This is a genomic window from Vibrio sp. YT-17 (assembly GCF_033337375.1).
Taxonomy (GTDB): domain Bacteria; phylum Pseudomonadota; class Gammaproteobacteria; order Enterobacterales; family Vibrionaceae; genus Vibrio; species Vibrio alginolyticus.
This window is the reverse complement of the sequence record NZ_JAWOQP010000026.1, coordinates 12,102-23,706: the sequence shown is the minus strand read 5'-3', so window position 1 is coordinate 23,706 and position 11,605 is coordinate 12,102. Positions and strand designations below refer to the sequence as shown.

Below are 11,605 nucleotides of genomic sequence, written 5' to 3'. Positions count from 1 at the left end.
CAACGTGTTGTGAAGCCAGAGAAAACTCCTCTGCCACAGCACTTTTTTGTTGGTAGAGCCTGAATCACGCTCGTCCCTCGCTGTTCAAAATGACGAACTTTAGGATTGGCCTCTGTTCTTTTTAAAAATGAATGAGTCCGTCATTCCGACGAGCCTAGGCGAGATCAGGAATCTAATATCAAGGTGCTGTGAAGCCAGAGAAAACCCCTCTTCCACAGCACTTTTTGTTGGTAGATTCTGAATCACGCTCGTCTCTTGCTGCTCAGAATGACGATATCTAGCATTCAGTAAATTACATCAAGCGGTCTTCATCACTACGACGGCAGCAATCACCACAAAGATACCAAACCAGCCGATTGGCTTGAGTTTCTGCTTAAACAGCAAGGCTCCACCCACTGCGGTACCCAAGATACCGATCGCACCCCAAGAGGCATAAGCAATGGCTAAGTCGATCTCTTTCACCGCTTGTGCCAACAGTGTGAATGCTGTCAGTACCAACACAATCGCCGCAATGCCCCAGCCTTTATATTTAAAGCCTTTTGAGCGTGTCAGCGCCATATTGGCCATGATATCGACCAAGGCAGCCATCACGACAAATCCAAATGACATCGTAAAAAATTGACTCATGATTCGCACCTTGTACTAGTAGAAAATGAACGTTCTTTTGCCGGTTTATCGGCATTTTTCTTGGCGTTAGGTTGACCATGTGATTCCCCTAAGGTCACACACACAATGCCAACAACGGCTAACATCAAACCAAACAATTCTTGATGGTTTAAGTTGGCATCAAAGGCGATGATCGACACCACGGTGATCAACGAGATACCTAACCCTTCCCAAACAGCGTATGCCACACCTATCGATATTTTCTTCGCGGCAAACGCGAGAAAGTAGTAAGAGATTGCGATCAGCACATACATTACGATGTAGCCCCACCACCCGTGCCCTTGTCCGATAAGAGACATAGTGCTGGTGCCAGCCACTTCGGCAACGATGGCGAGCAATAAAAATAGACGTGCAACTAGCATGATTAATCCTCCATCAGAAATTAAAAAAATGCATAACGGAGAATGGTGAATGCCGCGTACCTGTATCGACATTCAAAAAGTTAAAAAGATAAAAATGAGCCACTTCTCCTGACTATTTGAGATAAGGTTAGCGCTGGGTAGGAAAAAGAGACAGGTAATTGAGATATTCATTTTTGAATATCTTAAGAAGTAAGTTGTCTATGTAATCACACAATATTGATAAGGTTAAAGCATCTACTCTCATTCAGCCGATGCCATAAAGTGACATCACTGCGTAAAAATCAGCGGCGTATTGAGGGTTTGTCGCACCACTTTATGCAGGTGTCTGTGCAAAGGATGGTTGCGGTTGGTTTGAAGGAAACCGCCAGAGACAACAAACTGGCTAAACTCACGATTAACGGGTGGCATTGCGTAAGAGGCGAGTTCTGGCATCAACAATGCTGAGCTTTGACTGGCATACATAATCGCGTCGGTTTCTTGCAACATTTGGCAAGCCAAACGCAAATTATAGGACTTCAGTAACACTACTGGCTCATAACCCATGCGTCGATACTCGGACTCCACGGTACAAAGCGGTTTATATGACGCAGGCGCAGGCAAAGAGACGAGTGGTAGTTTGGACACCGTGTCCCAATCATTGCTGACTTTCGACAACGTTGGGTGGTTTTTGCGCGCCAAAATCACTCGTTTTTCAACGAATAACGGGCGCATGTAAATGTCTTTCGACAGCTCGGTCTCTTGGTCAAGAATGCAGTAATCGTGCTCGCCTTCTAACATTTCATCGTGCGAGTAAGTATTCCAGCTGGAAAAGGCAAAGTGCGCTTTGGGAAAGGCTCGATGACAACCAGTGAGCAGTCGCTGCCCTTGCTCATCCATCAAATAAGGGTCAGTTACAATCGCAATCTGCCCTTGGTATTGCAGTGGGTCGAACACTTCAAATTCTTGCACCACTTTTTCCAGTGGTGCAACCATATTGTCGAACTCGGCGGCGAGACGAATCGCCATGGGTGATGGCTCTACCCCATGTGCTTTACGCACAAAAAGCGGGTCATCAAACACTTGCTTCAACTTCATCACGCCGCGGCTAGCGCTCGGTTGAGAAATGCCAAGCTGCATTGCGGCCAGCTTGATGCTGCGGTTTTCCACCACGGCTTTTAATAAACGCATTAAGTTGAGATCCAATGCATCCAGCTGATGTGCCATACCCTAACCTACCAATACCATTGATGAGCGAATACAAAGAGCAGTTAACAATTAGTTAAACACTCTCTCCCGACGTGATCTGATAACCCATATCGAAGACTTTTTCTTCTTGCGTTTCGCCTTTCAGGCGCGCAATTAATAGCTCTGCGCTCTTTACACCAATTTGGAAACGCGGCGTATCAACGCTGGTCAGTTTCGGACTGATGGTTTGACCGATATCCAACGCGTTATAGCCCGCCACTGCCAATTGCTGTGGAACTTGAATGCCACGTTGCTGCGCACTCAGCATGGTGCCAATTGCGATGTCATCGTTGGTACAGAACACCCCATCGAGCGTTGGGTGCGTTTCCAGTGCGCGTTCGAGCAAATCATGCGCTAAAGAAAAACTAGAATGATCACCAGTTAATACATGTTTGGGTTCTAGCCCTGCTTCTGTCATCGCGCGATCGTAACCTTGCATCCGCAATTTGGTTCGCGTATCCAGACGCGCGCCAAAATAGACGATTGTACGCTTCCCCGTATCTAGCATCTGCTTAACCACGGTGTACGACGCATCTTCATGATCGAGTCCAACCGCCATATCAATCGGCTCCGATGGCAGTTCCATGGTTTCGACCACCGGAATGCCCGCATTTTTGATCATCTGTAATGTACGCGGCGTGTGATGGCTTTCAGTTAGAATAAGCCCATCGACTTGATAAGAGAGTAATGACGCGATCTTGCGCTCTTCTTCAAGCTCATCGTAGCTAAAATGCGCTAAAAGCGTCTCATAGCCATTGGCTTTGGTCACCATCTCTATGCCCTGAACAAAGGAAGCAAAAATTTGGTTGGACAAAGACGGCAGTAAAATACCAATGGCTTTACTGGAGGACTTTGACAACATCGCCGGTGCACGGTTTTCGATGTAACCCATCTCTTCAATCGCAGTCGCAATCTTGGCCCGAGTCTTTTCTGCCACCGATTCAGGGTTACGCATATAGCGTGAAACGGTCATCTTCGTGACGCCAACCTGGTCTGCGACATCCTGCAATGTCGTACGAGTTTTCTTATTCTGTTGAGCCATAAATATGTGATTTATCAGTAATGTTACAAGTAACATTATGACGAATAGACTCTCTGCCGACAAGTTCAGTGAAAATAATTCGCAAAATGAGATGAATATCAGTGGTAGAGCGTATTAGCAAACGCATCACAAAGAAACGCCACTTAAATAGCGATAATATTTGAGACCGCAAAAAAGCCCCGAACTCGGGGCTTTCTTCTATATTTTGACCGCAATATCTGAGTCGTTATTTCACGCACACCACGTTCAACAATGAGGTCCCGGTGAGCTGATTGGGCTCACGATCGGCGAACAAACCTTTCTTATCTTTGCCCCAATACGGCAGTTGCAGTGGCCATTGATTTTTTTCCATCACCCCAGACGCCCTCAGCGCTTTAAACTCTGCAGGGTTAGCTAAGTTCATACCCAGTTGCTGACATACTTTGTGCGAGTTTTCGTAGTTGAGGCGGTTCCACGGCTTACCATGTTCCATGTAAAACTGATTATGGTGATCGAGTAAATATGGGACCACGTACGTTTTGCCCTGCACTGAAGTTCTCAACCGAACTTCAATGTCATCATTTCCAGTGACAATTGGCTTCGCTTTGGTCTTAGCAACAGGCGTAGACGAAGAGCTATCACGCGAACTTTTTGCCTTGGTATCTGGCTTCTCTGCCCGCGCTTTAAAGGCGTCGGTATCAGCTCGCACAGCAGGAACTGGCGCGGGTTTCGGGGTCACCGTCGGTGTTGGCTTAACCGAAGATGCGGCTGATTTCGACGATACAGTAGATTTAGGTGTAGGTGGTGTTACTGGTTGTTTCGTCCCTTTCCCAACCACTCGGATGAACGCCTCTTTGTAATTCGACAAGGTTTTGACTCCTCGTAAGTCATCCCTCGCATCAGACAATGCCTTGTAAGGTCCAATCAAACAGCGATAGCCTTTGGATTCAGGCTTCATCCATACGTCAGTCGTGATTTTACTATAGAGAGGCTTAGCTTTCGCGAGAGACATAGGCTTGGGTAGCAATCCGCATTGAATCCAGTAAAGGTAGTTGCCCCCCTGCGGCACTTTCTTTCCCCATACTCCGTTACCAATTGGGCACGTTTTCTCAAGCATCGGTAATTCTTTCTCGCTGGCTTGAGTGGCTTGGCAAAGGAACTCCTCCGCCGATACTGGGCTAGAAAACTGGGCGCATACTAGCAACAAACCCAAAGCCAGGCTTGCTTGGAAGATACGAGATGGGTGTTGTGCCTTCTTCATTTCCATACACTTCACTCTAAATTAGTGGGTAAGGTCATTATGGCGGCAAAGCGCCAAAAAAATGTGAACAAAGAATAACTAGCAAAAAAAGAGCCGGAATTTGCATCCGGCTCTCAGTTTAGGAAGGAATTAAGTGAATTTACAACGCTTGGTGGGAAAATTCTTATCCTTTGTACAGTTTCGGGTTGAATACATCACGTAGCCAGTCGCCCAACAGGTTGATAACCAAAACCAATGTTACTAGCACGATGCCAGGGAAAGCAGTAATCCACCATGCACCAGAGAAGATGTAGTTAAAGCCGATGCTGATTAGCGCACCCAGTGACGGCTGATCGACTGGCAGACCCAAACCTAGGAATGACAGCGCCGCTTCCGACATGATCGCGTTCGCTACCTGTACCGTCGAGATAACCAAGATTGGCGATAGACAGTTTGGCAGAATGTGACGGAACATGATTCGCGGAGCTTTAAAGCCCATCACACGCGCCGCTTCGACGTATTCTTTCTTCTTCTCTGCCAATACCGAGGCACGAATAGTCCGTGCGTATTGCGGCCATTCAGCCACACCGATGATCACCACCAGCATCACCACCGCGTATTGGCTGTAAAAATCGCTGCCAAAGCTGGCTTTGAAAATGGCCGATACGATGATCGCCACCATCATGGTTGAGAACGATAGTTGAACATCCGCAAAGCGCATCAAGAAGCTATCGATACGACCACCGAAGTAACCCGCCGACAAACCAATGATGATACCCAGAATCAACTGAAGACCGACGGCTAAAAAGCCGATCGTCAAAGACAAACGAGAGCCGTAAAGAATGGTCGATAAAACATCGCGGCCTTGCTCATCAGTACCAAGAACAAAACGCTCATCGCCCTCTTCCATCCAAGACGGTGGTAGCTCTGAATCCATGATGTCGATAGACGTCAGATCGTACGGGTCTGTTGGCGCAAGAATCGGTGCAGCCAATGCCAATACTAAGAACATCATAAAGACGGTAAAACTCGCCATCGCCACTTTGTCGCGTTTGAAGTAATACAGAAAATCTGACTCTTTGAAACGCTGCCACGCTGATGGAGCAGGAGCTGGTGTTAAATTTGATTGGCTCATGATTAAGCTCCTTTTCCAGTTAGGTTCACAGTTGGGTTGATGATGCCGTACAGCAAGTCAACGATGGTATTGGTTACCACGAAGATCAGACCAACAAAGATAACGTAGGCAGTGATCAGCGGTGTATCTACACGGTTGATTGCCTCTAGGAAAAGGAAGCCAGTGCCCGGCCATTGGAACACGGTTTCAGTAAGAATGGTGTAGGCCACCATGGTACCAATCTGCACACCACCTACTGTCAATACTGGTAGCATGGTGTTCTTAAGTGCATGTTGGTAATAAATCTTTTGTAAGTTCAAACCTTTTGCTTTGGCGAACTTAATGTATTCCGAACTCAGAACTTCCAGCATTTCTGAACGCACCAAGCGGATGAACAACGGCAACATGATAGACGCTAGCGCAATACAAGGTAGGATGAGGTGCTTGATACCATCAATGGTAAAGAAGCCAGATTCCCAACCGAGCACATTAGCGGTCTCGCCCCGCCCGTAGGAAGGCAGCCAACCGAGTTCTATGGAGAAGACATACATCAGCATGATTGCGGTTAAGAACACCGGAATCGAGATACCGACACTGCTCATCGCCATGACAAATTTGGTAAAAACACTCTTAGGATGAATCGCAGAGTACACCCCAAGCGGAATAGAGAAAACAATGATGATAAGCGTCGCGCCAAACACGAGCTCTAATGTAGCCACCAGCTTGTCGAGAATCACCTCAACCGCAGGTCGCTTGAAAAAATATGAGGTACCCAAATCACCTTGCAGTGCATTACCCACAAAGCGCGTATACTTTGTGATAAAGGGATCGTTCAGGCCTAAGTCGTCGCGTAGCGCTTGACGCTCCGATTCCGAAACCGACTGACCTACAAGCTCACGCAGCGGATCACCCAGGTTGTCCTGAATGGCAAACGCCACCAAACTGATCACAAACATCACTATCAGTGCCTGAAACAGGCGCTTGACCAGAAACGAAAACATTCCTTGCCCCTTAACTATCCATAGATCTCTAAATTAGAGAGAAAATTCAGTCTAAATAACCAACTCAATCCGACTGAAACAAAATTGAGTCGAGTGCTTTAAGTTGAGGAGGGAAATCCATCCCTCCTCAAAGTAGACTAACCGTGATTATTCAACCACTAGGTCACCGAAGTAAGGCATTACCATTGGGTTAACGATATCTGCCGCTTTCACGTTAGACTTCGCGCCCCATGCTTCACTTTGCCAGTGTAGCGGTACGAATGCTGCGTCGTTGTATAGTGTCGCTTCTACGCCCTTCAGCATTTCTGCACGTTTCGCAGGGTCCGTCTCTACGTTCGCAGCTTCAACCACTTTGTCCATTTCTGGGTTTGAGTAGTAACCACAGTTGTACTGACCACGACCGGTTTCTTCGTTACGAGTCATCGTTAGGAACTCGTTGAAGTTCGCTGAGTCTTCTGTATCTGAGTGCCAACCGATCATCAGCATGTCTGCCGCACACTTGTCGAACTCAGGCCAGTACTGCGCTTTTGGCATGGTCTTCAGATCAACCTTGATACCGATCTTAGACAACATTGCCGCCGCCGCTTGTGCTACTTTCGCATCATTCACGTAACGGTTGTTTGGTGCGATCATCGTTAGCGTCAGGCCATTTTCGTAACCCGCTTCTTTCATCAGCTCTTTCGCTTTCTTCAGATCGTAGCGAGGAACCAGTTTGTCATCGTGACCCACGTAACCTGCCGGGCTTTGCTGACCAGCGGCCGTTGCGAAGCCTTTCATGATTTTCTTCACGATACCTTCGTTATTGATTGCGTGAACAATCGCTTGGCGAACGCGAACGTCTTTCAATGCTTCGTTGCTGTTTTGGTTTAGTTGGAACGTGATGATACGAGTACCAGGTAGCGTAACTAGGTCGATGCCGTCAGCATCTTCAACGCGTTTGTGGTCGTTTGGCGCTACAGGGTGAATCATGTCAACACCGCCAGAAAGCAGCGCTGCTACACGAGTCGCGTCTTCTTTGATTGGAACAAGTGTTAGCTTATCAACGTTACCTTTCGACTCTTTGTCCCAGTAATCTTTAAAGCGTTCAAATTCCACTTTTACGCCCTGCTCACGTGAAGTCACAATGAATGGACCCGTGCCAGATACGTTAGTCGATGCAAATGAGTTACCGTGCTTCACTAGCTCAGACTTGTCTTTGCCGTCCGCAGTTTTGCCCGTGTAGAACTTGCTGTCCATTGGGAAAATGTACGTTGCGGTTTGCAGCACTAGTGGGTAAGGACCTTTAGTTACAAGATCGAACGTGTTGTCGTCAACTTTGACGATTTTTTCGTACGGGTCGAAGATGTTTTTAAAGTCAGGAGAGCTTTGTAAACGCTGGAACGTCCACACGACGTCGTCAGCCGTTAGAGTATTGCCAGAATGGAATTTCACACCTTCACGCAGTTTGAAACGAACAGTCGTATCGTTAATACGTTCCCAGCTTTCTGCTAGGCGAGGCTCGAAATCCATTTTTTGAGTAAAGCGAACCAACGGATCAAATACCATGTGTGACATTTGCAGTGTGCCACCTGATAGCTGCTCATGTGGGTCAAGCGATACTGGGTCAGCTGCATAGCCAACTTTGATATCTGCTGCCATTGCGTTAAAGCTTAGGCCCGCAGCCATTAGCGCCACTGCTAATTTGCTTTTCATGGTTTTCATTTGCATAACTCCTTCATGCGGGGATACGGATCCCTTGTTGTTGTGTTTGCGTCTTTGTTATGACTAAAGGTTAGCCAAGCGAATTGCTTGGTTTATGCCGTTTCGATATCTTCTCGCAAGCCTGTAAACTCCGGCATCAGAGAAATCAATTTTTTGCTGTATTCGTGTTGAGGTGCCGTGAATAACTGTTCTGTTGGTGCCACTTCTAAAAGTGTACCCATTTGCATCACACCTACTCGGTCACACATCTGACGAATAACAGGTAAATCGTGGCTGATAAACAACATAGTCAAGTTCAGCTCACTTTGCAGATCTTTCAGCAAGTTTAGAATTTGTGCCTGTACCGATACGTCCAGTGCTGAGGTCGGTTCATCACAAATCAAAAGTCGAGGACGAGTCGCCAACGCACGCGCAATAGAAATACGCTGACGCTGACCACCGGAGAATTCATGAGGGTACTTAAGCCCAGCCATTCGACCCAAACCAACATGATCCAATAGGTCATTCACGATTTGGCGAGTTTCCGACTCGTTTTTCGTCAATTTATGGAAACGGATTGGCTCAGCAATAATATCGAATACCTTCATACGAGGGTTCATTGAAGTATATGGGTTTTGGAACACCATCTGCATTTGACGACGCATCGGGCGGCGCTCTTTCTCAGAGGTTAAAGCGGTCAGGTCAATGCCCTCGAATTTCACCTGACCAGAGTTAGGTTGGTATAAACCAGCAATCACACGTGCAATGGTCGATTTACCTGAACCAGACTCGCCCACCAAACCAAAGGTTTCGCCTTCGTGCACTTCAAAGCTCACATTATTAGATGCTTGCACGTATTCTCGGCGGCTCTCGAACAAAGAGTCTTTGGTCACAAAGCGAAGATTGACGTTCTTCACGTCCAAAAGCGGGCCAGTGTACTCACGCTCATCTTGGCTTTGTCCTAACCAGTGGTTCTTGATATCGAGTGGCTCCATTTCCGCCGCTTCTTCGATATAGCTTACTAACGGGAAACGATCTAACTTTCTGTCTGAACGTGGTACCGCTGAAATTAGACTGCGAGTGTAAGAGTGATCAGGATCGCCCAATACTTTGGCTGTTGGTCCAAACTCCACCAAGTCACCACGATACATTACCGCCACGCGATCGGTGACGTTGGAGACTACCCCCATATCGTGAGTAACCAACATACAGCCGACATTGTTCTTGATACACAGCTCGCGGATCAAGTTGAGGATTTGGTCTTGGATAGAAACGTCTAACGCCGTAGTTGGTTCGTCCGCAATGATGAGATCAGGCTCACCAGCCAAAGCAATGGCAATGACAACACGCTGACGCATACCACCAGAGAATTGATGCGGGTACTGCTTTAAGCGGTTTTCTGGTTGAGGAATACCAACCTGCTGCATAAGAGAAAGCGCGCGCTGATACGCCTCTTCATCAGAGACCTTCATGTTGGCGTGGATCGTCTCTTTCAGCTGTTGCTCAACAGTAAAAAGTGGATTGAGCGAGGTCATCGGATCTTGGAAAATAAAACCTATTTTCGAGCCGCGAACCTTACGCATCGCTTCTGGTGATAGGCCAGAAATTTTTTCTCCATCCAGGAATACATCACCGCTAGCAACGCGACCTGGAGGGCTAAGCAAATCGATAACAGCGTTACCAACGGTGGATTTACCCGCACCTGATTCGCCAACAACACCCACGATTTCACCACGTTCAATATGAAAAGAAAGTGACTTCACGGCAGCGTGAACGCCGTGTCGGGATGGGTATTCAATACGAAGGTTTTTCACTTCTAATAGTGACATTTCAGACCTCTACTGCCTTGTCTGTGGTATCGAATCATGCCAAAGGCACCATTCATCACCTGAATGAATCCGTTCAAATTCAGAATAATACTCTGAAATCTTAATGCGGAAATAATTTGGCAAAAATCACACAAAAAAGCAACAATTAAAGTATATTCCGCCGAAAAAACATTAAATAAACGCACAATTAGCGAATAAAAATGCATTAACAAGTATTTAACCATTTTCATATCACACTATTTTTGTGCGTCATGCACCAATAAAACTAGAAAAATGCTCTAAAAGTAAACATGAGCTAAACAAGATCATTAACCATATTATTCATGTGCATTTATTAACATTTAACAAACAATATCATATGCAAAAAGTGTTTTTTCAACATAAAAAACTATTAATAAAATAGTCGGCAAATACAAAAAGCCAAACTTAGGAAGAGAAAGGATAGGTCAAAACGTGAACAAAACAGCAAAACCACACAAATCCTGCTCCAACGCAGATTATGCGCCACTTAAGCGGTTTATTGACTAAGCAAAGGAAAGTACCGCTATCCTCATTCGTACGTCATAAGAAAACTCGCCGATTTTAACCCTTTACGACACAATTGAGAGTGGGATAATAGATGAACAGTGTCAAAGCCAAGCCGTAAATAAAAGGAGCCCCTGTGCTTAAAGCGATTTTTTTTGATATGGACGAGACTTTATGTGCAACGTCACAAGCCGATAAAGTTGCAGGACAAGCGTTTACAACTTGGATTCATAAGACCTACCCACAAGTTACCGAACCAAAAGCGTTTTTGCAGCGCTACTTGCAGGGTGTATACAAAAAGCTGAATGCTGAGTTCCCTCACCTTGTGGCTCTGCTACCCGATGAAAATGCCTTCCGTTGTGGCCTGATCCAAAACATCTTGGCGGAGCAAGGCGTCAGCATCACTGCAAAAGAGGCTCAACAAGCTCAAGACTACTTTGACTCTGCACGTATGGGCGCGTTCACCTTCTTCCCTGGTGTAAAAGAAATGCTCAGCGACCTTCGTCAACATTACAAACTCGTCGTGATCACTAACGGTCCGATTTTTTCTCAACACCCTAAATTAAACGCGACACAAATGAGCAACTGGGTGGACCATATTATTGTGGGAGGAGAAGAGCCAGAAGAGAAACCTGCTACAAGTATTTTCCAAAAAGCGCTCGACTTGGTCGAAGTAAAACCAGAAGAGGCTCTACACGTGGGCGACTCTTTACCTGCTGACATTGCTGGCGCTAACAATATGGGCATTTTGAGTGTGTGGGTGAATGCGACAGGCGCAAGCAACTCAACGGATATAACGCCAAGTTTTGAAATCCAAGAAACGGTAGAACTGAAAGAAATCCTTAAAACACTCGCCCAATAAAAGCAGCGGATTAGAAAACTACAAAACCCCAGACACTGCTCTGGGGTTTATTTTGTCAGCTCGAAAAGCATTTGGATCATA

The 11,605-nt window shown here is 46.4% G+C and carries 10 protein-coding genes; 1 reads left to right on the top strand and 9 read right to left on the bottom strand.

The features are described from left to right. Positions 1-297: 297 nt before the first annotated feature. The 9 genes from R7F67_RS20245 to R7F67_RS20205 all read right to left on the bottom strand — a co-directional run bounded on the left by R7F67_RS20245 (position 298) and on the right by R7F67_RS20205 (position 10,137). A complete protein-coding gene (locus R7F67_RS20245) occupies positions 298-627 on the bottom strand; it encodes an SMR family transporter (protein ID WP_005478614.1) in 330 nt (109 codons plus the stop codon). Beyond that, a complete protein-coding gene (locus R7F67_RS20240) occupies positions 624-1,028 on the bottom strand; it encodes an SMR family transporter (protein ID WP_005379135.1) in 405 nt (134 codons plus the stop codon). Before R7F67_RS20240 ends, R7F67_RS20245 begins: the two co-directional genes overlap by 4 nt. Before the next feature lie 267 nt (positions 1,029-1,295). Next, positions 1,296-2,231 (bottom strand): LysR family transcriptional regulator, encoded by a 936-nt coding sequence (locus tag R7F67_RS20235; RefSeq protein WP_005379132.1) that lies wholly within the window; start codon positions 2,229-2,231, stop codon positions 1,296-1,298. 55 nt (positions 2,232-2,286) lie between these two features. Continuing rightward, the gene (locus R7F67_RS20230; RefSeq protein WP_017636149.1) at positions 2,287-3,294 is read right to left on the bottom strand and encodes a substrate-binding domain-containing protein; all 1,008 of its coding nucleotides are present in this window, start codon (positions 3,292-3,294) and stop codon (positions 2,287-2,289) included. Between the two features lie 226 nt (positions 3,295-3,520). After that, on the bottom strand, positions 3,521-4,540 hold the full coding sequence (locus tag R7F67_RS20225; protein ID WP_017636150.1) for an SPOR domain-containing protein: 1,020 nt from the start codon (positions 4,538-4,540) through the stop codon (positions 3,521-3,523). A 157-nt stretch (positions 4,541-4,697) separates the two neighbouring features. Then, on the bottom strand, positions 4,698-5,648 hold the full coding sequence (locus tag R7F67_RS20220; RefSeq protein ID WP_258475522.1) for an ABC transporter permease: 951 nt from the start codon (positions 5,646-5,648) through the stop codon (positions 4,698-4,700). Between the two features lie 2 nt (positions 5,649-5,650). Next, entirely contained in the window at positions 5,651-6,628 is a 978-nt protein-coding gene (locus R7F67_RS20215; protein WP_005379110.1) for an ABC transporter permease, read from the bottom strand. 147 nt (positions 6,629-6,775) lie between these two features. After that, entirely contained in the window at positions 6,776-8,329 is a 1,554-nt protein-coding gene (locus R7F67_RS20210; RefSeq protein WP_005379109.1) for an ABC transporter substrate-binding protein, read from the bottom strand. A gap of 92 nt (positions 8,330-8,421) precedes the next feature. Then, positions 8,422-10,137: a dipeptide ABC transporter ATP-binding protein gene (locus R7F67_RS20205; protein WP_250654319.1), complete on the bottom strand. Its 1,716-nt coding sequence runs from the start codon at positions 10,135-10,137 to the stop codon at positions 8,422-8,424. A 661-nt stretch (positions 10,138-10,798) separates the two neighbouring features. Here R7F67_RS20205 and R7F67_RS20200 point away from each other — a divergent pair. After that, entirely contained in the window at positions 10,799-11,524 is a 726-nt protein-coding gene (locus tag R7F67_RS20200; protein ID WP_005379107.1) for an HAD family hydrolase, read from the top strand. Positions 11,525-11,605: the final 81 nt, after the last annotated feature.

Excerpts from the sequence above, each read along its gene's own strand:
- R7F67_RS20235 (WP_005379132.1), bottom strand. The coding sequence starts at position 2,231 with ATGGCACATCAGCTGGATGCATTGGATCTCAACTTAATGCGTTTATTA.
- R7F67_RS20205 (WP_250654319.1), bottom strand. The coding sequence starts at position 10,137 with ATGTCACTATTAGAAGTGAAAAACCTTCGTATTGAATACCCATCCCGA.
- R7F67_RS20230 (WP_017636149.1), bottom strand. The coding sequence starts at position 3,294 with ATGGCTCAACAGAATAAGAAAACTCGTACGACATTGCAGGATGTCGCA.
- R7F67_RS20245 (WP_005478614.1), bottom strand. The coding sequence starts at position 627 with ATGAGTCAATTTTTTACGATGTCATTTGGATTTGTCGTGATGGCTGCC.
- R7F67_RS20220 (WP_258475522.1), bottom strand. The coding sequence starts at position 5,648 with ATGAGCCAATCAAATTTAACACCAGCTCCTGCTCCATCAGCGTGGCAG.
- R7F67_RS20210 (WP_005379109.1), bottom strand. The coding sequence starts at position 8,329 with ATGAAAACCATGAAAAGCAAATTAGCAGTGGCGCTAATGGCTGCGGGC.
- R7F67_RS20215 (WP_005379110.1), bottom strand. The coding sequence starts at position 6,628 with ATGTTTTCGTTTCTGGTCAAGCGCCTGTTTCAGGCACTGATAGTGATG.
- R7F67_RS20240 (WP_005379135.1), bottom strand. The coding sequence starts at position 1,028 with ATGCTAGTTGCACGTCTATTTTTATTGCTCGCCATCGTTGCCGAAGTG.
- R7F67_RS20225 (WP_017636150.1), bottom strand. The coding sequence starts at position 4,540 with ATGGAAATGAAGAAGGCACAACACCCATCTCGTATCTTCCAAGCAAGC.